Genomic DNA, 21,257 nt, shown 5'->3' with positions numbered 1-21,257 from the left:
TCTGTCTCGCGGTTTTTTTGATTTGGTTGCGGGGGCCTGATCGCACGGAGGCTTGTGAGAACCAGCCGAACTCAAGTTCTGAGTGAAGTCGTTTGCGCCAAGCGCCCAACAGCAAAGCGGAAATGATTTCCGCTTTGCAACTGACGCATCGTCGCTGTACCGTAAAGGCTGGCAAGCGTAGCGTTCAACATATAGCTGGAGCCAAAGTCCGGGCGTCGTTTCGACCCGATGAATAAGTAGCCGCTGATCATGGAACTTATCGTCGCTCTTGGCCTGATCGTCTTCAAGGTCGCGTTTCTGATTGCGATCCTGCTACTGCTGCCCTTGCCGCTGACCTGGCTGGAACGCAAGATCGCCGGTCACATCCAGCAGCGTATGGGGCCAATGCGTGTGGGTTGGCACGGGCTGCTGCAGCCGGTAGCGGACGGAATCAAGCTGTTAACCAAAGAGGACCATATCCCGGCCGAGGCCGATCGCTTCCTCTTCAAACTGGCGCCGATCCTGGCGCTTGCCCCACCCTTCGTGGTGTTCGTCGCGATCCCCTTCGGCGAAACCGTCTCGGTCCTCGGCGCCGAAATTACGCTCTACGTCTCCAACATGAATGTGGCGCTCCTTTTCGTCTTCGCGGTCATCGGGATCGAGGTCTATGGCGTCATCTTCGGCGGCTGGGCCGCCAACAGCAAATACGCTGTCCTGGGCAGCCTCAGAACCTGCGCGCAGATGATCAGCTACGAGATCCCGATGGGGTTCGCGGTCATCGGCGTGGTCATGCTGGCGCAGTCCATGAGTCTGCTCGAGATCGTGCGGGCGCAGGCCGATGTCTGGAACATCGTCTACCAACCAGTCGGCTTCTTCGTGTTCTTCGTCGCCGGACTGGCCGAAGCGCAACGCATTCCCTTCGACCTCGCGGAAGCGGAAGGCGATCTGGGGGCCGGGTTCCATACCGAGTACAGCGGTATCCGCTTTGCGTTCTTCATGGTCAGCGAATATGCCATTATGTTGCTGGTGTCGGTCCTGGTGGTGATCCTGTTCTTCGGCGGCTGGAACGGCGTGCTGCTCCCCTTGCCGCCGCTTCTCTGGTTTGTGCTCAAGGTCGCCTTCTTCGTCTATGTATTCATATGGTTCCGCTTCACTTTCCCACGCTATCGCTACGACCAACTGATGGCGATCGGATGGAAAGTCTTGCTTCCTCTGTCGTTGGCGAACATAATTATAACCGGTGTTCTTTTGGGAGCCACGGCGGCTCCGTAGCGGGGCGGCGATGTCGCACGCAGGAGACAGAGTTGGAACATGGATCGGCTGGGCGTTCTTCGCCGATCTAGCGAACGCTTTGGCTCTGACCTTCGGCTACATGTTCTCCAGATCCGTGACCATGCAGTATCCGGACAAGGAAAAATGGTTGCCTTACGCCCGTTACCGCGGGCACCACTTCCTGAAGCGCGACGACGAGGGCGAGATCAAATGCGTGGCCTGCGAGCTCTGCGCAAAGATTTGTCCCTGCGACTGCATCGAAGTCATCCCCTACGAGGACGAGAAGGGCAACCGTCACCCGGCAAAATTTGAAATCGACACGGCCCGGTGCCTATTCTGCGGGCTTTGCGAGGACGCGTGCCCGGCGGACGCGATCGCGCTTGGCCAGCAATACGAATTCTCGAGTTTTTCCTCGCGTGATCTGGTGATCGGGCGTGACGATCTGCTCGGTAAGCCGGGCAAGGCGACGACCGGTGGTGCTGTAGTCGCGGCGCGCCTGAATACCGAACACGACGTTCTGGTCGAGACGAGCGAACTGCAAGGGTACAACTGGTGGCGGAATATCCGGCGAACGTGAGTACGCGTCCGCCGTCAAGCCGGAACGCGTAGACAGGAGGCTCAGATGCATGTCTGCCAAATCTTGAAAACCAAGTCTCCCGGACTCATCTCGGTTACGCCGGATCAGACGATGGTAGAAGTCCTGCGGTTGTTTCGGGAGAACAACATCGGCTTTGTGGTTGTCAGCCGTTCGCCCGGGGAATGCCTGGGCACGCTGTCAGAGCGGGACTGCTGCAATGCGGTGGCCGAATACGGTATAGAGGCGCCCATCATGCGGGTCGCCGACATCATGAACCGCAGTGTGGCGACGTGCTCGACAGAGGATTTTCTGCCCTTTGTGATGGCGATCATGACCAATTGGCGCACACGCCATGTGTTGGTCATGGACGGCGGCGTTCCTGTCGGCGTGGTGAGCATCGGCGACGTGGTCAAGCACCGGCTCGAAGAAGCGTTGCGCAATGAGCAGGCGCTGCACGAATATATTGCCGGGACGGCTTATCACTAGAGCATTTCCAGGAAAAGTGCGAAGCGGTTTTCCGTCAGGAAATGCGTAAAAACAAAGAGTTATAGCGTTTCTGTGATTCCGTTTAGACCGAAAACGCTCTAAGGGCGCAAACCGGGCGCGTCGATTAAAGCGTGTCGCGCAAACGTGTGCAGCGGTCTTGCGCGTCTGAGAAGACGCGCGGCGCTGTAGAGATCGCGACGCGCTTTAGGGTGGACTGCCCGGAAGCTCGGCAGTGCCTCGGCCGGGATTTTCAGGTGCCGCCCCGGCTCCCGCCGCCGCATCGAAGGCAGCGCGCACCCTTTCAACCTCCACGGGACAAGGATATTCGCCCTGCCGCATCAGGCTGTTGAGACGCAGGTCTCTGTAGTTTTCCGGCACGAACACGAGCCCCCTGGGAAAGTGCCTGTTGACCTTGAGCTGCGCTCTCAGTTCGCCCTGAGTGGATCGAACGACCACGTGATCGCGATCCGCAAGACCAAGCTGCGCGGCATCGCGCGCGCTCATCTCGACATATGGGTCGGCCGCAACCGTATTCAGGATCGCGGAGCGTTCGGAAAGATATCCGTTGTGGAACAGGCAGTTGCCGGTGATCAGCATGAGCCGGTCGCCGGCATTCGGCACGGCCGGCGGCGGCGCGAGGAACTCATCAGCCGGTGGTGTCGGGACCGATCTGGTAAATGCTCCGTCAGTACCAAGCCCGCCTGGCGTCAGCCCCTGATAGGCCGGAACCAGTTGGGTCATCTCGTCGAAGATCTCGCCTTGCGTCGACGTCCGCGACTGCTGGTTTCGAAGCGCTGCGACGAAGTCGAGGATCGCCAGATTGCCGCGCGCCTCGAAGGCGGCTTCGCGGAACTTGCAGACTTTCTGGGTCCGGCCCTCATTGTTGGTGAAGGTACCGGATTCTTCGCCGTAACTCGCTGCGGGCAGCACCACATCGGCAAGCCCCACCGTATCCGTGAGGAATGCGTCCTGCACGATCAGGAGATCGGCGGCGCCAAGCGCCCGCGTCACGAGTTTCCGGTCGGGATAGCTCATCAGAGGGTCGCTCCCAACGATATAGAGCGCGCCCATCCGCCCGCCGTCGCAGAGCGCAAGCATGGTCTCGAAATCTGCGCCCGGTTCAGACGGGATCCCGGTGCCCCAGGCCCGTTCGAAAGTTGAGCGCGCAGCATCATCGGCGACGGCACGCAGTCCCGGTAGCGCCGCCGGCAGAACCCCCATGTCCCAGGCGCCCAGCTGGTTGGCACGGTCGAAGAGGAATTGCATCGCCAGATCCTTGCCGAGGGCACGAAGAATCCTCAGCAGCTTGTTGATCTGCTGTAATGCGGTGCTTGCCAGTGGCGACCTCAGGAGATCGACGCTGACAAGAACAGTGATGCTCCCGCTGTCCAGCAGCGCAGCAGCTACGCGGTCCGGGTCGTCACCATCGGTTGCTCCCTGCTTGCCGTTTGGCGCGCCGATATCCACTGGAACATCGCCCGCCAAGGCCTGATTGGTCGGCGCAACGAGACGGGCCACCACCGCAGCAAGGCCCGCCGCCTCACCACCCGGCGGAACGCGAACGACCGCCCGAGCATCGGCGTCCAGACGGGATGGCCGCGCCGAGAGCATGAGCAAGCCGGTCTGGCGTCGCCGCGCGCCGTCCCGCAGCAGATATTCGGTGACCGGGTTTTCCTCGGTCACGTTGCCACCGACGACCAGCACGCAGTCGTTGCCGATCACATCTTCGAGCGGCGCGCGCGTGTAGAAACCCGCCACCAATGGGCCGAGCGCATCGAAAGGTGTGGACCAGCGAGACGCGCAGTCTATGTTGTTGGTGTGGAACACCGTCCGCATCACTTTCTGGAACTGATAAAGAACCTCGTTGGGAAGGCGCGGCGAGGCCAGCCCGCCCGCAACCTTTCCCGCGACGGCCGACAGCCGCCGTCGCAGATAGTCCGCCGCTTCTTCCCAGGAAACCGGAACGAGCGCGCCGTCACGACGGACCATCGGCCGTCTGATCCGGTCCCGGCTCTCGACGAAATCGAGGCCGAAGCGTCCCCGAACGCAGAGCGTTTCTCGGTTGACCCCATGCTCCTGTTTCGAACGGACCCGCATGAACTCGCCTTTGCGCGTGCCGACGGTCAGCTGACAGCCAGTGCCGCAATGCGGGCAGACCGTGTCTGTCTCTGCCAGATCCCAGGGCCGCGCCTTGTAACGATAAGGAAAACTCATCAGCGCGCCGACCGGACAGACCTCGACGCAATTGCCGCACTGGTCACAACTCGCGAGACTGCCCTCGAAGCCGGTGACGGCGGTATCCATGCCTTTTTCGACCGTGCCCAAGGCGACAGCGCCGACCACTTCCTCGCACATCCGGACGCAGCGCTGGCACTGGATACAGCGGTTGACGTTCATGATGATGACCGGGCTGAGGCGGATGTCCTTGGAGTGGAACACACGTTTGGCATCACGGAACCGGCTTTCGCGGGGCCCGTAGGCCATCACCAGGTCCTGCAGCTCGCACTCGCCGCCCTTGTCGCAGATAGGGCAGTCGAGCGGATGGTTGGCGAGCAGCATGTCGAGCATGGAAGAGCGTGTTTCCTCGATCAGCGGCGTGCTCGCCCGCACCACCATACCGTCGGTGACCGCGGTCGCGCATGCGGGCTGCAGTCGCCGCTGCCCCTCGATCTCCACCAGGCACATGCGGCAGGAGGCCAGCGCCGGCAGCCGCTTCAGATAGCAGAAGGTCGGGATGTCGATCCCCAAACGCTCGGCAGCCTGCAGCACGGTAGAGCCCGCCTCCACTTCCAGCGTTTGTTCGTTTATCGTGATGCTAACCATTGCTTTCCTGTGGCCTTCTACTTGCGCTCCTCAGTGAAACGGGCACCGCCGCGCTTCGATATGGGCGACGAATTCATGCTCGAAATGCGTTAGTGCCGCCCGCAGCCCCATGGCTGCACCGTCGCCCAGAGCGCAGAACGTGTTGCCGAAAATGCCCTTGCAGAGCGCCTCCAGCTGTTCCAGATCGCCCGGCGCCCCCTGCCCCGCCTCGACCCGGCGCAGCACTTTTACAACCCAATTGAGCCCTTCGCGGCACGGGGTGCACTTGCCGCAGGACTCATGGTGGAAGAATTCGATGATCCGGGTCGCGACCTTGACCATGCAGGTCGAGTCGTCAATTACGATTACCCCGGCCGAACCGAGCATCGAACCGGCGGCGGCCAGCGAGTCGAAGTCCATTCCAACGTCCAGCCCGCGCTCCGGGATCAGCGGCGCCGAGACCCCGCCGGGGATCACGGCCTTGATCTTGCGCCCCGGTAGCGGCCCGCCGGCGTGGTCCTCTACCAGTTCGCGCAGTGGTATGCCCATCGGCAGCTCGTACAGGCCCGGTTTGCGCACCTGGCCGCTGAGGCAATAGAGCTTCGGGCCGGGACTTTTGTCCGGGCCGATGCCGCGGAACCACTCCGGCCCCCGCGCGACGATATGCGGAACGCAGGCCAATGTTTCGACGTTGTTGATGACGGTCGGGCTGGCGTAGAGCCCTTCGACCGCCGGAAACGGCGGTTTCAAGCGCGGCTGCGCGCGCTTGCCTTCAAGCGAGTCGAGCATCGCCGTCTCCTCGCCGCAGATGTAGGCGCCGGCGCCGCAATGGATATGCACGGTGAAATTGAAATCCGAGCCGAGAATCCGCTTTCCCAGATATCCGTTCGCATGGGCCTCGGCGAGCGCCTGCTCCAGCCGCCGGATCGCCAGCACGTATTCCCCGCGGATATAGACATAGGCGGTTTCGGCCCCGATCGCGTAGCCACTGATAGCCATGCCCTCGATCAGCTGGTGCGGGTCACGCTCCATGATGATCCGGTCCTTGAAGGTGCCCGGCTCGCCCTCATCGGCGTTGCAGCACAGGTATTTCGGCTTGCCGGCGCGCTTCGGCACGAAGCTCCATTTCATGCCGGTTGGGAATCCGGCCCCGCCGCGACCGCGCAGGTTGGATTTCTTGACAAGATCGATGATCTCGTCGGGCGTGTGCTCGTGAACCGCCTTCGCCAGTGCCTGGTAGCCGCCGCCGGCCTCGTAGGTCGGAAGCAGATGGCCATCCGGCACGTCCACGTTCCTGAGAAGGACGGGTTCTGACATGGCGCTACTCTCCCGGCGGTGCTGTGGTGGCGGGATCGGCGCCAATCGCCTGCCCCGTCACCGCCCGCAGCCTTTCCAACAGCGCGTCGATCCGCGCGATGTCGAGGCCGCCGTGATAGTCGTCTCCGACCTGCATCACGGGGGCCATCTCGCAAGCGCCGAGGCATTCGACGGTCGAAAGCGTGAACAGCCCGTCCAGGGTCGTGCCGTCCTTTTCGATCCCCAGCACTGCCTCCAGATGCCTCAGCAAATCCTCGGATCCACGCAGCATGCAGGATACATTGTCGCAGAGCTGCAAGTGGAACACCCCCACTGGCTCGGTGCGAAAGAGTGTGTAGAACGTCGCCAGCTCGTAAACCCAGATGCGCTCGACACCGAGGATGTCGGCGACCTCTTCCAGCACGGGGCCGGGCAGATGGCCATGCTCCTTCTGCGCGATCAGAAGTGCTGGCATGATCGCCGAGCGCTGGTCCGGATACCGCGCCGCCGCCACTTCGATCTTTTCGCGCATGCTCATCGCGTCCAAATCTCCCGCTACTTGTCCACCTCGGCCATCACCGGGTCGAGGCTGCCCAGCACGGCGATCATGTCGGCCAGGTAGTGGGCATTGCTCGTCCCGAACAGGCCCTGCAGGTTGACGAACGACGGTGACCGCACCTTCATGCGGAACGGTTTTGCCGACCCGTCGCTGATGATGTAGAACCCGAGCTCGCCCTTTGGCGCCTCGATCGCCGAATAGACTTCGCCCTTCGGCACCTTGAAGCCATACGCCGACAGGTCAAAGTGCTGGATCAGTGCCTCCATCGAACAATGCACCTTGTCCTTGTCCACTGGGAAAGCGATCGTCGGCATGTCGATCTGGAACCGCCCCTCGGGCATCTGCTTAAGGCATTGTTCGATGATGCGCACACTCTCGCGCATCTCCTCGACCCGGCATTGCCAGCGCGCGTAGCAATCGCCCTCGTTGCGGGTGATGACGTTGAAGTCGAGCCGGTCGTAGATCTCGTAGGGCTCGTCGCGGCGGATGTCCCAGTCGACGCCTGAGGCGCGCAGGTTCGGGCCACTCAGGCCCAAATCGATGCCGTCTTCGGCGGTGATCACGCCGATTCCCTGCGTGCGCTTCAGGAACACCCGGTTGTTCTCGACCAGCCGTTCATAGTCGCGGATCCGGTTCGGGAAGATGTCGCAGAACTCCCTGATCTTGGGGAAAAAGCCGTCGGGCAGGTCCTCGCGCACACCGCCGACCCGGCAGAAGGAGGTGTGCATCCGCGCGCCGCTGATCATCTCTAAAAGGTCCATGATCATTTCGCGCTCGCGCATGGCGTAGAGCAACGCGGTCATGGCGCCCAGGTCCAGCGGCAGCGCGCCGGTGATCAGGAGATGACCGGAGATCCGCGCCAGTTCGGCCATCAGCACACGGATATATTGCGCGCGGATCGGCGCTTCGATGCCCAGGAGCTTTTCCACCGCGAGCGCGAAAGCCAGGTTGTTCGACGGCGGGCAGAGGTAATCCAGCCTATCGGTCAGCGGAAAAATCTGGGTGTAGGTGAAGCTCTCGGCCAGTTTTTCTGTGCCGCGGTGGAGGTAGCCGATATGCGGGTCGACGCGAGCGACATATTCGCCGTCCAGCTCAAGGACAAGCCGCAGCACCCCGTGTGTGCTGGGATGTTGTGGGCCAAGATTGAGGAGCACCTCCTTGGTGTCGAGCGCTTCGCCTTCTGGCCTGCTCAGTTCCGTGACTTCAGTCATCTCACGTTCCGGGCGTGGAGCGGCCTCCCTTATGGAATGTTCTTGGTCGCGAGGTCGGGCCGCGTCGGCGGCGGGCCTTCGGCGCCAAACGGGTTCAACTCGTCCTTGTAGCCGCGAAGCGGAAAGTCCTTGCGCTGAGGGAAGCCCTCGAAGCCTTCCCACATGTAGATCCGCCGCAAGTCGGGGTGGCCCTCGAACCTTATCCCGTACATGTCCCAGGCTTCGCGCTCATGCCAATTGGCGGTCCGCCAGACGCCCGTCACCGTTGGGACCCGTGGCGGATCGCCAAGGCGGCATTTGATGCGAACGCGCCATTTGTTCGGCAGCGAGTAGAGGTGGTACACGGCCTCGTAGCGCGGCACCTCAGGGTAATGATCGACCCCGCAGATGTCCGACAGGAAATTGAACCGCAGCGCCGGATGTTCCTTCAGAAACCGGCAAAGCTCGACGATCATCTCAGGCGGAGCGGCGAAGGCGTGAACACCATGCGCGAAGCCAAGATCGTCGATTGCGTTGCCGAAGTGCTCCGTGATCAGGATGAGATTGAGGGGTGTCTCCACGCTCATGGCACCGCGACCCGGTCCAGAGGAGTCCCGGCCAGCGCTCGGGATTTCTTGATCTTCTCCTGAAGCAGGAGGAAGCCATGCATCAGCGCCTCGGGCCGTGGCGGGCAGCCGGGAACATGCACGTCCACCGGCACGAAGGTCTCCGCCCCCTGCACCACGGCGTAGGTATTGTAGACCCCGCCCGATATAGCGCAGGTGCCCATTGCGATAACCCAGCGTGGTTCCGGCATCTGATCATAGAGCCGGCGTACGACGGGCGCGAATTTCCGGGTTATGGTACCGGCGATAATCATCACGTCGGACTGGCGCGGTGATGGCCGGAACACCACGCCGAACCGATCGAGATCATAACGGGCGCACCCCGCCGAAATCATCTCGATGGCGCAGCAGGCAATACCGAAGGTCTCGGGCCACAGCGCCGATTTTCTGCCCCAGTTGATAACGCTCTCGGCGGTGGTGAACAGCACGCTGTCGCGGATCCCATTGTTTACGCCTCCCATTCCAGCGCTCCCTTCAACCAGGCGTAGGCGAAGCCCACAAGAAGCAGCAATATGAAGACGAACATCTCGACATAGCCGACCAGCCCGATGTCTTTCAGCACGACAGCCCAGGGAAAGAGGAACATCGTTTCGACATCGAAGACGACCAGCAGGATTGCGAGAACAAAGAACTGCACCCGGAAGCGGCCTCCGGCGGCCTCGCCTGCCGGGTCCATGCCGCATTCATAGGGCATGTTCTTTGCGGGATAGGGATTGGACGGACGCAGCAGCGAAGAGACAAATAGCGTCGCCCCCGCCACCCCAACAATTCCGGCGACCATGACAAGAACCGGGAGGAACTCCATCGCAATCATATCGCGTTGCCCCACTCACCCGCCGAGGGCTTTCCTCAGGCCGCGACCGACCCAATTTAGGACCGGTAACGCGTCGCCCAGGGAAGGGACTTGGGCTATCCTTTCTTGAACTCCCAGTCTATTCTGTCGGGCGGATCATTGCAAATCCAATCGATTAGCCCCCAAACACCGAATGCTGGGCAAGCCTCAGAAACCACGCCGGGAATAGGCCGATGCCGATAGTGCCGACGGCGGTGAAGGCGAGCGTGGCGCGGACCAAGGGCGTCAGTGCCGGGTCGAACGCCCTCTCGGGCTCCCGCATGTAGATCACCATGACGATGCGGATGTAAAAGTAGGCGGCGACGGCGCTCAGCAGCACTGCGATCACTGCCAGCATGACGAAACCGCGCTCGACGAGCGCGACCAGGACGTAGAACTTGGCGAAGAACCCGGCCGTCGGCGGAATACCGGCCAGCGAGAACAGATAGAGCAGCATCAGAAGCGCCAATCCGGGATGCGACTTGGCGAAACCCGCGTAGTCTTCGATAATCTCGCCCGAGAAATCGCCGTTCCGCATCATGATGACGGTGCCGAAAATGCCGAGATTCATGAAAGAGTAGATCAACAGGTAGAGCATCACGCTGGCAATCCCGTCGGCACCGCCGGCCACCACGCCGAAAATGGCGAACCCGGCATGTGCGATGCTGGAATAGGCCAGCAGGCGCTTGAAATTATCCTGCACCAGCGCCACGAAACTGCCGAGCGCCATAGTCACCACCGCAATGACCGCGACGATAATCCAAACATCGGAGGTCGCGAACAGCGGGTTGAGGAACACCCGCAGGATCACCGCGAAGCCCGCCGCCTTGGGACCCACCGACATGAAGGCGGTGATCGTCGTCGGCGCGCCTTCATAGACGTCCGGTATCCACATGTGAAACGGCACCGCGCCGACCTTGAAGACCAACCCCGCGACGATGAAGACCACAGCCAGCAGCAATCCGGGATCGAGCGGATCGCCGGTCACCGCCGCAGCCATCGCGTCCAGTTGTGTGGTGCCGGTGAGCCCGTAGACCAGCGAAACGCCGTAAAGGAAAATCCCGGTCGAGACCGAGCCAAGGATCACATATTTCAGCGCCGCTTCGTTCGACCGCTGCTCTCGGCGCAGGAAGCCGGTCAGCACATAGGTGCAGATCGCCATCAGTTCGACGCCGACATAGACCGACAAGAGGTCGGTCGCCGAGGCCATGATCATCATTCCCGAAAGCGCAAGAAGCAGCAGGACATAGTATTCGCTGCTCCCGATCCCCTCGGTCTCGGCATATCGCTGCGAAAGCAAGAATGTCAGAACGGTGGCTAGGTAGAACACAAACTTGAAGAAGACAGCGAAGCGGTCAGCGATGAACATGCCCGTGTAGGCCGGCCGCACCTCGCCGGCCAGCATGAGTGTCACAAAAGCGGCAATCAGCACGACCGCGACGGAAGCCCAGACAAGGAACGGTTCCTGCCCCTTGCGCAGAAACTGTCCCAGGATCAGCAGGATGCAGGCCCCAGTGATCACCACGATCTCGGGTAGGCTCGCTAGCACCGACTGGAAGAGCGCGACGGCGGTCATTGGCCGCTCCCCTCACCGTGCACCTGCATCAGCAGATGCTTCGCGGAGGCGTCGATAATGTCGAGAAAGGGTTTCGGATAGAGCCCGACCCAAAGCACGAAGGCGGCCAGGGGCAGGATTGCGGCCATCTCGCGGGCATTCACATCGCGTATGCTGAACCGGGCGCCGACGCTGGCCGGACCAAGCGCGACTTTCCTGTACATGCCAAGCAGATAGGCCGCGCCCAGCAATGCGCCCAAGACGGCGGTCCCGCCGATGGCCAGATCGGCCGCAAACCCGCCCGACAGCACGAGCAACTCTCCCACGAACGAATTCGTTCCCGGCAGCGCCATCGCCGACAGGACGAACAACGCAAGAAACGCGGTATAAACCGGCGCCGCCTTCATCAACCCGCCATATTCCGCCATGCTGCGAGTGTGGGTCCGCTCGTAGATCAGGCCGACGAACAGGAACAACGCACCCGTCGTTACGCCATGATTGAACATTTGCAGGATGCCGCCCTCAAGCCCGCGCAGGTTCAGCGCAAAAATCCCTAACGTCACAAAGCCCATGTGGCTGATGCTCGAATAGGCCACCAGCTTCTTCAGGTCGTCCTGCGCCAGCGCAAGCAACCCGCCATAGACGATCGCGAGCGCCGAAAGTGTCAGCATCAGCGTCGAATAGTGCACTGACGCCTGCGGCAGCATCGGCAGCGAGAACCGCAGGAATCCGTACGCCCCCATTTTCAGGAGCACTCCCGCCAGGATGATGCTGCCCGCCGTCGGCGCCTGCACATGGGCATCCGGCAGCCAGGTATGGACCGGGACCATGGGGACCTTGACCGCGAAGGCGACCAGGAAGGCGAAAAACAGCCAGGACTGGACCTGGAACGGCAAATCCTGCGCTGTCAGGGCGAGGATGTCGAAGGTCTCGCCGCCGTGAAAATAGAGCACGATGACACCGATTAGGAATAGGAGGCTTCCCGCCAGCGTGTAGAGGAAGAACTTGAATGCTGCATAGACCCGGCCGTCGCCGCCCCAGACGCCGATGATCAGATACATCGGGATCAGCATCGCTTCCCAGAAGACGTAGAACAAGAACAGGTCGAGCGCGCAGAACACGCCCAGCATCAACGCCTGCATGACCAGCAGGCTGACCATGAACTCCTTCACCTTGCTTTCGATCGCTGCCCATGAGGCAAGCACGCAGATCCAGCCCAACAGCGCAGTCAGGAACACGAAGAGTGCGCTTATTCCGTCGATGCCGAGCGCATATGTGATCCCAAGCGCGGGCACCCACGGGCGCCTCTCGGTGAACTGCATCTCATGGGTGGTGGTGTCAAAGCTGGCTAGCATGGCTACGCAGAGAGCGAGGTCGAGGATGGTGACACCCAGTGCTGTCCACCGCACCGCATCGTCACGGCGCAGAAACATCAGGACCGCTGCCCCGGCGACGGGCGTGAATACGATGAGACTGAGTAGCGGGAATCCCATCGCACCTCCTACCGCCACGCCACGGCGAAGACGGCGACGGCTGCGATCACACCGACAATCATCGCCAGCACGTAGTGGGTCACGACGCCGGTCTGGAGCCGACGCAGCGCCGCGCCGCCGCGCAGGATCGAGCGGGCGACGCCGTTCACGACGGCGTCCACGCCGGTGAGATCGATCGACAGTCCTGCCCGTGCCGCCCCATGCAGGAAGGGCAGCGCCGCGGTCTCGGACACGTCGCTCACCGCCTTCTCGTAGCGCGCCAGCGGCTTTTCGGCGAGCCACATGAAGTATCGTGCACCCTTGCGATAGAACCAATCGGTGTCGATGCTGATCGTGTTATGCGGGTCGAGCGCCCTGAGCAACATGACGAAGCCCAAGGCGGTGAACATCAGTACGCCAAGGCTCTCGGTGACATGGACGCCGGTGTACGGTTCGAAGTCGACCGGATGGGGAAGAAGCGCGTAAAGCGGCTGGGGCAACACCCCGATCGCAATGCACAACACCGCCGCCATGCCCATCGCAACCAGCATGTTGCGGGGTGGCTCCCGCGCCTCCAGCCTCCGGTCCGTGCCGAAGAACATATGGTACGCGAGCTTGAGCCCGATAGACAGGAACGTCCCCGACGACGCCATCGTCAGTGCCAGCACCACCAGCGCGCGGTGATCCTGCCCGGCGGCCGCCACCACCATCGACTTGGTGACGAAGCCCGAGAAGAACGGAAATGCCGAGATCGCGACGGCGCCGACCATATAGAGCACCACGGTCAGCGGCATGGTCCTGTAGAGCCCGCCGAGCTCGGTGAGCTTGCGCCGCCCGGTGACGTAAATCACCGCCCCCGCCCCCATGAACAGGAGCGCCTTGTAGAGGATATGTGCGAAGGCATGACTGACAGCTCCGTTCACCGCCATCTCGGTCCCGATGCCGACGCCCGCCACCATGTAGCCCACCTGACTGACGATGTGATAGGCCAACAGTCGCCGGCAGTCGTTCTCCAACACCGCGTAGATGACGCCGTAGAGTGCCATCGCGGTGCCGAGCCAGACCAGAAGCTCGGTGCCCGGAAACGCCCGTGCCAGCACGTAGACGGCGGTCTTGGTGGTGAAAGCGCTCATGAACACCGCCCCAGTGACGGTCGCCTCCGGATAGGCGTCGGTCAGCCAGGCGCTGAGCGGCGGAACCGCCGCGTTGAGCAGGAACCCGGCAAGAATCAGGTAGGCGCCCACGCCCATCCCTCCCTCGATCGGGCCGAAGAGCAGCGAGCCGGTGGCGAGCCCGTGGAGAACGACGCCGCCGAGCAGGGCCACCCCGCCGGTGATGTGGACCATGAGATAGCGAAAACCGGCGGCGACCGCCTGCCGGCTGCCCTGGGCAAAGACCAGATAGGCAGAGGCAAATGCCATGCCCTCCCAGAACAGGTACAGGGTCAGGTAGTCGCCGGCGAACACCACACCGAGCGCGCTGCCGACGTAGACGAAAGCGGCGACATGCTGGCCAGCGTGAGGCAGGTGCAGCGCGTAGACCGTTCCGATCAGCGCCATGATGGTGAAAACGGTTGCGAAGACGATGCTCAGCTTGTCGACCTTGGCGATCAGGACTTCCTGCCCGATGAACTGCATCTCGCCATAGCTGCCCGGCTGCATCGCAAGCACGGCGAGGATCGCCAGCGCCGGAATCAGCAGCAGATAGGCCTTGCGGATCGCCCCACTGAGCAACGGGATCGGCAGCGCGCCGAGAATGAAGATCAGGCCCGGATGGATGAGATCAGTCATAATAGTCCTCGCGCCGCATGAGCCCACCCTGATGGCCGAGGAACTTGGAAACGAAAATCAAAAGCACGCAGGAGCCGAAGCCGTAGGCGGCAGACCAGCCAGGCAGGCGGTCCCACAGGTATTCGGCGTGTTCGCGAGAAACCAGAAAGTCAGCGACGACAATCAGAGCGAGCACCAGATAGAACAGTCGGCGGCGTTGCCTCGCATATTCTTCGTCACCAAAGAAGTCGACGACGCGCTTGATCATTTGACCACTCCGTCCGCCAGAGCGAGAAAATAGCCGGGGAAGATGCCCATCAGTACCGACAGGATGGCGGTTGCGACCAGCGGGATCGTCATCATCGGAATTTCACGGACCGGCGTCCGGCTCTCCTGCGTTTCCGTCTCGAAGAAGGCGGTATAGCTGACCGGCAGGAAATAGGCGGCGTTCAGGATCGAACTCACCAGGAGCACGGCGAGGAACGCGATGTGCCCCGCGTCCACCGACCCTGTCGCCAAGTACCACTTGCTGACGAAGCCCGCAGTCGGCGGCACCCCGATCATGCTCAGTGAAGCGATGAAAAATGCCCCCATCGTCCATGGCAACCTGCGGCCGATACCGGCCATGTCGCTGATGTTCCGCTTACCAGACGCACAATAGATCGACCCGGCGCAGAAAAAGAGTGTGATCTTTGAGAAGGCATGAGCTGCAATGTGGATGATCCCGCCGACCATCGCGACCGGCGACAACAGAACCACACCCAACACGACATAGGAGAGCTGGCTCACCGTCGAATAGGCGAGCCTGGCCTTCAGGTCGTCCCGCGTCAGGGCGTAGACCGACGCCATCAGGATGGTGAACGAGACCAGATAGGCCGTGGCTATGCCGAGGCCCAGCTTGCCGACCAGCTCGACGCCAAAAACATGGAACAACATGCGCAGAACGCAGAAGACGCCCATCTTGACCACGGCCACCGCATGCAAGAGCGCGCTGACTGGTGTCGGCGCCACCATCGCCGCAGGCAGCCATGCGTGCACCGGCATCACGGCAGCCTTGGCGAAGCCGAAAAGATAGCAGAAATAGACGACCGTCAGCAGCGCCGCCGAGGCATCGGCCCTCGCCAGCAGTCCCCCCGCCACAAAGTCCAGCGATCCCGCAATGTGGTAGGTCAGCGCCAGCGCGGCGAGCAGCACGCTTTTCGACGCGCCCATCAGATAGACGAGGTACTTGCGGCTGCCCGTCCATCCCTCTTCGTCCTCGTGGTGGTAGACGAGCGGATAGGTAACGAGGCTGAGCACCTCGTAGAAGATCACCAGCGTAAACAGATTGGCCGCGAAGGCGCCCCCGACGGCCGCTGCGAGGCTGGTGGCGAAACAGGCGAAGAACCGGGTCTGCGCATGCTCGTTCAGGTGCCGCATGTAGCCGATGGAATAGATCGCGGCCACGATCCATAGAAGTGACGAGACCGTGGCAAAGACCATGCCGAGCGCATCGACGCGGAAAGCGAAGTCGATCCCCGGCAGTATCTCGAAAAGGCGCAAATCGACGGTCCCGCCCGCCAGCACTGTGGGCGCCATCGAGGCGACAATCGCAAACAGGGCGATCGCGGCCAACGGCGAGACGACGTCGCGGAGTTTCTCGCGGTTGTTCAGAAGGACAACGGCCAGGGCCGCCAGAGCCGGGACGGCGATGGCAAGCAGCGGCCGGATCGATGTCTCCGGGTCCAAGCCGCTATCCTTTCATCATGGTCACATCGTCGACCTTGAGGGTGGATTTGTTCCTGACAAGGGCGACCAAAATACCGAGGGCGACGGCAACCTCCGCCGCAGTGATTGCGATGACGAAGATCGCAAAAATCTGCCCTCGGAAATCGTCGTACTGACGGCCGAAGGCGATGAAGTTGATGTTGACCGAGTTGAGCAGCAGCTCCAGCGACATCAGCACGACCAGAATATTGCGTCTGAGCAAGACGCCAGCCGCTCCAATCACAAACAGGACCACTCCGAGCAAAATGTACCACCAGAGCGGAACCATCACCCCGACTCCTTCCGCGCCAGCACGATGGCGCCCACCAAGGCCGCCAGCAGGATCACCGAGGCGGCTTCAAACGGCAGGAGATAGTCGGCAAAAAGCGTCGTGCTGAGCTGTCTGATCGCATCGCCGCCGCGCGTCGCGACGGGCTCGGTGACGGAAAAACGGTCGCTCCGGAGCACCAGCACGAGCATCTCGATCCCAAGCAGGACGAGCAGCACGAGAGTTGGAAGGTTACCGCCCGGCAAGAACCGCTGCAAGACGGCTTCCCGCACATCGATCATCATGATCACGAATAGGAACAGCACCATGATCGCGCCAACATAGACGAAGATCTGGATGACGGCGAGCAACGGCGCCCCGAGCATGATGAAGATTGCGGAGATCTGCAGAAAACAAGCCATCAACGCCAATGCGCTGTGAACCGGATTCCGCGCCACGACGACCATCAGGGCCGCGACCACGGCCACCGTAGCGAACAGAAGAAAGAACCCCTGATCCATCGACGCCGCCCCTCCGACGCAAACTGTCACTCGGCGAGACGGCCGGATTGGAGATAGCGCCGCACTTCAGATGCGTTCACAAATTGTGCCCTAGTATCGGATTTTTCACAAGATTATTGTCGGCGGCTGAGTGGGCTGCGCTGGTCCGATCGTGGCGCGACAGCTCCCGAGGGCTTTAAGCAAACGCCGGAAGCGAAAGTTACAAAACTCCACCGAAAGCTGCTCGGCGCGCCCCTCTCCGCGCGGCTCGCAAGCCAAACAAAAGCCGCCCTTTTGGAGCGGCTTTTGTTTGGCTTGGTTGCGGGGGCCTGATTGCGTGGAGACTTGCAACTCCTCGCTCTTGATAGGATTCGAACTCTCCAGCACTACGACTTGCCAGCCGGGAGTGACGGTGCGCCTCAATTCGGGCCGTCCATCCTGATCGGACGGTCAATCGATAGACGATGGGTTTGCAAAGTTTGAGTTGACCGTGTTTGATGGCGAGGCGACACTTGCAACCTGCAAGGCAGGAGGAAAAATGATGGCCGAGTCAGACCGCTGGCGTCACATGGCAAGCGCGCCGAAAAACGGCAGTCGGATCCTCGTCACGATCCGCCCGTCCGAACAGGGGGCGGCAGAAGTTGACCTCGCGTATTGGTCGAATGGCGATCAGTTCGGTGCAGAAGGCTGGCGCGCCTCTGATTCCTCTCCCGGCCGCATCATCGAATACGCCGAGCCGGAATTGAAGTGCTGGATGCCGATGCCCTCGGCCAATCTCAATCGCACCTCGATGCCCTCACCCTGGGAAGGCGACGACGAGCGAGAGCTCGACGGCTCAGGGATTTAAGAACTCGCGCCGCCATGTTGCGAAGATGCTACGCAGCGAGTGGCGAAATCCAGTTGAGCTATCCATAACCGGAGTACCTCTCGCAATCCTGTTCATATTGACTGCGTTTGGCTGACTTTCTCGTACCACGGCGACCGTACTGATACAGACGGAAGGCAGTTCCGACACCAGGATCTTCTCTGCCACGATCGCGGCGATGTACCCCGAGTTTTATTATGAAACTTTCGGATAGGCTGTTCAGCTCTCGTGCGAGGAGTTCCCGAGCGGTTCTCCCGCGACGAACCACTCGTTGGAAGGAATTTCGACAAACATCACCGTGGTCGCCTCCGGCTTGATACCGCCCACCCGCTCCAGCGTTTCGGTAATGGCCTTGGCGAGTTTGGCCTTTTTCTCCGGGCCGCGCTTGCCATCCCTCGGCAGCACGCCCCCGACCTCGGACATTATCGCGGAATATATTCGCGAGGAAATCGTCACGGGCGCGCTCGATGAGCACGAGCCCATCAGACAGGATGACATAGCCAAGCTTTTCGACGTCAGCAAAATCCCCGTCCGGGAAGCGCTGAAGCGACTGGAAGCTGAAGGCCTTGTCGAGTTTCAACGAAATCGCGGCGCCGTGGTAACGAGCATCACCGAACCGGAGATCGCCGAGATCTTCGAAGTCCGGGCTATGCTCGAGGCAAATGCGCTTAAACTCTCGATACCACGGATGACCGAGTGCACCTTCCAACGTGCCGAAGGGTATTGCGATGAATTCGCGCGCGAAACCGATGTCGCACGGTGGGCCGAACTCAATTGGCAGTTTCATTCCTGTCTCTATGAGGACGCCGACAAGCCCTTCCTTCTCAATCTCATCCGGTCCGTCAACGACCGAATTGAACGCTATCTTCGCATCCAATTGACTTTGTCGGGTGGAACAGGCGTGGATGATCGAGAGCATCGGCAAATACTTGCCGCCTGTCGGCAGCGCGATGTGGCGCTGGCATCGGAGCTCCTGGTTAGCCACATCACGAAGGCATGCGCATCACTCCTGAGCAACCTCCCGAAGATGAGAGACGGCAAATAGTCGTCGCTTCGCTCAGCTGGGCGCAGGTGACCCGCTAACCTCAGGCAAACTGGAAGGCGCGCGCTGTTTTTCAAGCGCAACAAATCCGCTTTTCAGCGCAACTGCGCGGGCGCGATCGTGATCATCGAGACAAAGTCTCTGCCCATGGCCATCCGGCTCGCAGCGCAGGGTCTGGGGAAGGCGTTACAGCGCCGCGCGTCAAATATGACGCGCAAAGGACGCTGTAACGCTTTAAACTTGCTGCATAATTTCCTCCTTAAATCGATTCCGATTTAAGGAATTATGCAGTAGGTGTTGCAATCGCCGCGCGCCGAGCAAATGGACATGGAAAGCTTACCTCCGTTGCCGGAAGATCCATGCACGGATCGGCTCGATCGTATAGGCTACGCGCCATGTGTTGCGGTGGCCGCTGGCCCCGGCGGTGGATTCGCCTTCGGGAATGACTGTGCCCGGGGCAAAGGTCACATAGTTGATCGGGCTTGCCTCGGCATCGATCTCATCGAAGGCGACGCGGAATTCTTCGGCCGACCAGCGGGCGTCCCAGGTGGCACGACTGATCTTTGCGCCCTCGGCTTCCAGCACCCCGGTGATGGCATTCTGTCCGGGGAAGGCCTTGGCATCGTCCTGCGAGACCAGGATCCAGAGCTTCTGTTTCGCCAGCGGCTTGACGAGTGTCGGATCCCATTGACCGGCAACGAGGAAAGAGGCGGCGAAGAAATCGGGATACTTAATATCCATTGCTATCGACATCATGCAGCCGCCCGACTGGCCGGTGGTGTAGAGGCGGGTCGTGTCGATGCTGTATTCCCCGGTTAGCCTATTGATCAGATTGATCGTGGCATCGAGCGCGTCGGAAGTACGGGAATCGTCGTCGGCGATGATCTCGGCGAATTGCGGCGCCAGAACGAAAGCCGGACGCTCGGCCTGGTCCTCCGGACCCGCCCAGGAGATCGCGCCGAGCCCCTGGAACAGCGTGGTGCGTGTCATGTCGCTGGTCGCCCCCGCATCGTGCATGAACAGCACCAGCGGATAGCGTTGCGCCGGATCGTAGTCCTTGGGCACGAAGAGATTGTAGCGCAGGTGCTTGCCCGTCTTCGTGTCGTTGAATTCGAGCTGTTGGAAGTTGTCGACGACCAGGTTTTCGACATTCGCCGTCTCGACAGCTCGGTCGCCACCGTCGATCACTTGGCCATCGGCCAGCGTGACCAGCCCGGACTGCACAACTGTCGCAGAGGCGGGTGGATAGGTCGTATCATGGACTGGTACGTCGCCTGCATGGCCCGGGCCGCCGCGGCCCCCCGGACCGCCGCCACTACTGCCCGGCTCTCCGCTCTTTTGGGCGAGCGCCGCATTCGCATCCTCGGCTGAAAGGACGACGATAACGAAAGGTCCCTCGTCGGCCCGATCCGCCGGGTCGGCGGTAGTGCTGGCGAAAACTTCAGTGACGGTCCGTCCCTCGACCGAGAAGCTATCGGCAGAGAGAGACGCACCATCAACCGATGCCTCGTATTCGATCGCCACGGCGATCAGCTTGACGCCCTCGCCGAAGACTTTTGTGACCGCTATGGCGGACTTCGTATGGTTGCCGCCGTCCTGCGCAAAAGCCGATACGCCGACCGCAAGCAACGCCCCGGTGCCAGCACCCATGATCAGAAAATCCCTGCGGAAGTGCATAGTATCGTTCTCCTTCAATTCCCGGACAGTTTCATTCGTTTGAAATGCCCGATAATCCCCGAGGTCGCGGATTCCGCAGCGCCTCTGCCAGAGGGCAAGCTGCACACCTCGTTGGTGAAGCGGTCGTAGCGCTGGGCATAGGCATGTACTGGGCCGCGCCGTCGACCATCGTCACCATTATGGTGGCGTTTGTCGAGTTGGGGTTTACGCGCACGACCACCGCTACGGTTGCGGCGAAGGCGAAGGTTTTCAAGCGTTCGATCTATGAAGTCTTCAGCGACAAGTTGGAACTGTTCGACGCAGCCGTCCGCGAGCAGAGCAGCTGATTCCAATTCAGTGCGCCGCGACGAACCCGTCCTTTCACCTCCGGAACGGTAATCGTCTAGATTCCTCCGCTGCCCCACGGGCCATGGTGGCTGTCGGCGCCATCGACGCGGTCGAAGCCGTGGGCGCCGAAGAAGTCGCGCTGCGCCTGGATCACATTGGCCGTGCCGCGGCCGCGGCGGTAGCTGTCGAAGTAGCCGAGCGCCGAGGCCAGCGCCGGTGCCGGCAGGCCGCCGAGCGCTGCCGCCGAAACGACGCGGCGCAGTGCCCCGTCGGTTTCCTTGACCATGGCGGCAAAGGCCGGCGTGACGATCAGGTTGGCGGCATCGGGCGCCTTGGTGAAGGCGGTGGTGATTTCATCCAGGAACTGCGAGCGGATGATGCAGCCGGCGCGCCAGATCTTGGCAATCGTCGGCATCG

Annotated in this window: 23 protein-coding genes and 1 pseudogene; 6 read left to right on the top strand and 18 right to left on the bottom strand. The window is 61.5% G+C overall.

Annotated features, from left to right (window positions below; genetic code table 11):
* Nucleotides 1-71: 71 nt before the first annotated feature.
* Nucleotides 72-251 (bottom strand): hypothetical protein, encoded by a 180-nt coding sequence (locus tag BC363_RS34630; protein ID WP_141690398.1) that lies wholly within the window; start codon nt 249-251, stop codon nt 72-74.
* Between BC363_RS34630 and nuoH the strand changes: the two genes are divergently transcribed.
* Genes nuoH through BC363_RS21875 form a run of 3 tightly spaced genes read left to right on the top strand, consistent with a single transcriptional unit; the run spans nt 250 to nt 2,314 of the window.
* Nucleotides 250-1,251 (top strand): NADH-quinone oxidoreductase subunit NuoH, encoded by a 1,002-nt coding sequence (gene nuoH, locus BC363_RS21885; protein ID WP_065784966.1) that lies wholly within the window; start codon nt 250-252, stop codon nt 1,249-1,251. The two genes, BC363_RS34630 and nuoH, sit on opposite strands and share 2 nt — an antisense overlap.
* A 10-nt stretch (nt 1,252-1,261) precedes the next feature.
* Nucleotides 1,262-1,828 carry an NADH-quinone oxidoreductase subunit I gene (locus BC363_RS21880; RefSeq protein WP_065784965.1) on the top strand — a complete coding sequence of 189 codons (567 nt, stop codon included), beginning with the start codon at nt 1,262-1,264 and terminating at the stop codon, nt 1,826-1,828.
* 45 nt (nt 1,829-1,873) lie between these two features.
* A complete protein-coding gene (locus BC363_RS21875) occupies nt 1,874-2,314 on the top strand; it encodes a CBS domain-containing protein (RefSeq protein WP_065784964.1) in 441 nt (146 codons plus the stop codon).
* 204 nt (nt 2,315-2,518) lie between these two features.
* Here BC363_RS21875 and nuoG read toward each other — a convergent pair whose 3' ends face one another.
* From nuoG to BC363_RS21805, 14 genes are all read right to left on the bottom strand, one after another.
* Nucleotides 2,519-5,137 (bottom strand): NADH-quinone oxidoreductase subunit NuoG, encoded by a 2,619-nt coding sequence (gene nuoG, locus BC363_RS21870; protein WP_065784963.1) that lies wholly within the window; start codon nt 5,135-5,137, stop codon nt 2,519-2,521.
* A gap of 30 nt (nt 5,138-5,167) precedes the next feature.
* Nucleotides 5,168-6,433, bottom strand: a complete 1,266-nt coding sequence (gene nuoF / locus BC363_RS21865; RefSeq protein WP_065784962.1) for an NADH-quinone oxidoreductase subunit NuoF — start codon at nt 6,431-6,433, stop codon at nt 5,168-5,170.
* 4 nt (nt 6,434-6,437) lie between these two features.
* On the bottom strand, nt 6,438-6,950 hold the full coding sequence (gene nuoE, locus BC363_RS21860; RefSeq protein ID WP_065784961.1) for an NADH-quinone oxidoreductase subunit NuoE: 513 nt from the start codon (nt 6,948-6,950) through the stop codon (nt 6,438-6,440).
* Between the two features lie 17 nt (nt 6,951-6,967).
* Nucleotides 6,968-8,182, bottom strand: coding sequence for an NADH dehydrogenase (quinone) subunit D (gene nuoD / locus BC363_RS21855; RefSeq protein WP_065784960.1), 1,215 nt, complete (start codon nt 8,180-8,182; stop codon nt 6,968-6,970).
* A gap of 29 nt (nt 8,183-8,211) precedes the next feature.
* Nucleotides 8,212-8,748 (bottom strand): NADH-quinone oxidoreductase subunit C, encoded by a 537-nt coding sequence (locus tag BC363_RS21850; protein WP_065784959.1) that lies wholly within the window; start codon nt 8,746-8,748, stop codon nt 8,212-8,214.
* Complete coding sequence (gene nuoB / locus BC363_RS21845; RefSeq protein ID WP_065784958.1) at nt 8,745-9,248, bottom strand: NADH-quinone oxidoreductase subunit NuoB; 504 nt, start codon at nt 9,246-9,248, stop codon at nt 8,745-8,747. Before nuoB ends, BC363_RS21850 begins: the two co-directional genes overlap by 4 nt.
* Nucleotides 9,236-9,601 (bottom strand): NADH-quinone oxidoreductase subunit A, encoded by a 366-nt coding sequence (locus BC363_RS21840; protein ID WP_065784957.1) that lies wholly within the window; start codon nt 9,599-9,601, stop codon nt 9,236-9,238. The genes nuoB and BC363_RS21840 overlap by 13 nt, the downstream gene beginning before the upstream one ends.
* Nucleotides 9,602-9,755: 154 nt before the next feature.
* Entirely contained in the window at nt 9,756-11,195 is a 1,440-nt protein-coding gene (locus BC363_RS21835) for an NADH-quinone oxidoreductase subunit N (RefSeq protein ID WP_065784956.1), read from the bottom strand.
* On the bottom strand, nt 11,192-12,667 hold the full coding sequence (locus BC363_RS21830) for an NADH-quinone oxidoreductase subunit M (RefSeq protein WP_065784955.1): 1,476 nt from the start codon (nt 12,665-12,667) through the stop codon (nt 11,192-11,194). The genes BC363_RS21835 and BC363_RS21830 overlap by 4 nt, the downstream gene beginning before the upstream one ends.
* A gap of 8 nt (nt 12,668-12,675) precedes the next feature.
* On the bottom strand, nt 12,676-14,436 hold the full coding sequence (locus BC363_RS21825; protein ID WP_065784954.1) for a Na(+)/H(+) antiporter subunit D: 1,761 nt from the start codon (nt 14,434-14,436) through the stop codon (nt 12,676-12,678).
* Nucleotides 14,429-14,683 carry a hypothetical protein gene (locus tag BC363_RS21820; protein WP_065784953.1) on the bottom strand — a complete coding sequence of 85 codons (255 nt, stop codon included), beginning with the start codon at nt 14,681-14,683 and terminating at the stop codon, nt 14,429-14,431. The genes BC363_RS21825 and BC363_RS21820 overlap by 8 nt, the downstream gene beginning before the upstream one ends.
* Nucleotides 14,680-16,143, bottom strand: a complete 1,464-nt coding sequence (locus BC363_RS21815; RefSeq protein ID WP_065784952.1) for a monovalent cation/H+ antiporter subunit D family protein — start codon at nt 16,141-16,143, stop codon at nt 14,680-14,682. Before BC363_RS21815 ends, BC363_RS21820 begins: the two co-directional genes overlap by 4 nt.
* 4 nt (nt 16,144-16,147) lie before the next feature.
* Nucleotides 16,148-16,450 (bottom strand): NADH-quinone oxidoreductase subunit NuoK, encoded by a 303-nt coding sequence (nuoK, locus tag BC363_RS21810; protein ID WP_065784951.1) that lies wholly within the window; start codon nt 16,448-16,450, stop codon nt 16,148-16,150.
* The gene (locus BC363_RS21805) at nt 16,450-16,950 is read right to left on the bottom strand and encodes an NADH-quinone oxidoreductase subunit J (RefSeq protein WP_065784950.1); all 501 of its coding nucleotides are present in this window, start codon (nt 16,948-16,950) and stop codon (nt 16,450-16,452) included. The genes nuoK and BC363_RS21805 overlap by 1 nt, the downstream gene beginning before the upstream one ends.
* Nucleotides 16,951-17,470: 520 nt before the next feature.
* Between BC363_RS21805 and BC363_RS21800 the strand changes: the two genes are divergently transcribed.
* The gene (locus BC363_RS21800; RefSeq protein WP_065784949.1) at nt 17,471-17,776 is read left to right on the top strand and encodes a hypothetical protein; all 306 of its coding nucleotides are present in this window, start codon (nt 17,471-17,473) and stop codon (nt 17,774-17,776) included.
* A gap of 237 nt (nt 17,777-18,013) precedes the next feature.
* On the opposite strand, the gene BC363_RS21795 is transcribed toward BC363_RS21800, so the two are convergent.
* Nucleotides 18,014-18,217 carry a tautomerase family protein gene (locus tag BC363_RS21795; RefSeq protein ID WP_065784948.1) on the bottom strand — a complete coding sequence of 68 codons (204 nt, stop codon included), beginning with the start codon at nt 18,215-18,217 and terminating at the stop codon, nt 18,014-18,016.
* Here BC363_RS21795 and BC363_RS21790 point away from each other — a divergent pair.
* Nucleotides 18,141-18,839 (top strand): GntR family transcriptional regulator, encoded by a 699-nt coding sequence (locus BC363_RS21790; protein ID WP_065784947.1) that lies wholly within the window; start codon nt 18,141-18,143, stop codon nt 18,837-18,839. The genes BC363_RS21795 and BC363_RS21790 overlap by 77 nt on opposite strands.
* A 333-nt stretch (nt 18,840-19,172) precedes the next feature.
* On the opposite strand, the gene BC363_RS21785 is transcribed toward BC363_RS21790, so the two are convergent.
* The gene (locus BC363_RS21785; protein WP_065784946.1) at nt 19,173-20,513 is read right to left on the bottom strand and encodes a peptidase; all 1,341 of its coding nucleotides are present in this window, start codon (nt 20,511-20,513) and stop codon (nt 19,173-19,175) included.
* Nucleotides 20,514-20,656: 143 nt separating this feature from the next.
* On the opposite strand from BC363_RS21785, the gene BC363_RS21780 reads away from it, so the two are divergent.
* Nucleotides 20,657-20,839, top strand: coding sequence for a TetR family transcriptional regulator (locus BC363_RS21780; RefSeq protein ID WP_065784945.1), 183 nt, complete (start codon nt 20,657-20,659; stop codon nt 20,837-20,839).
* 56 nt (nt 20,840-20,895) lie between these two features.
* Here the strand turns inward: BC363_RS21780 and BC363_RS21775 are convergent.
* A pseudogene (locus BC363_RS21775) lies at nt 20,896-21,257 on the bottom strand (NADP-dependent phosphogluconate dehydrogenase); the annotation flags it as partial.

This window comes from Ensifer sp. LC384 (genome assembly GCF_001695865.1).
In the GTDB taxonomy this organism is placed as follows: Bacteria; Pseudomonadota; Alphaproteobacteria; order Rhizobiales; family Rhizobiaceae; genus Ensifer.
The sequence above is the reverse complement of the archived record's forward strand: the minus strand, read 5'-3'. Positions and strand labels throughout refer to the sequence as shown.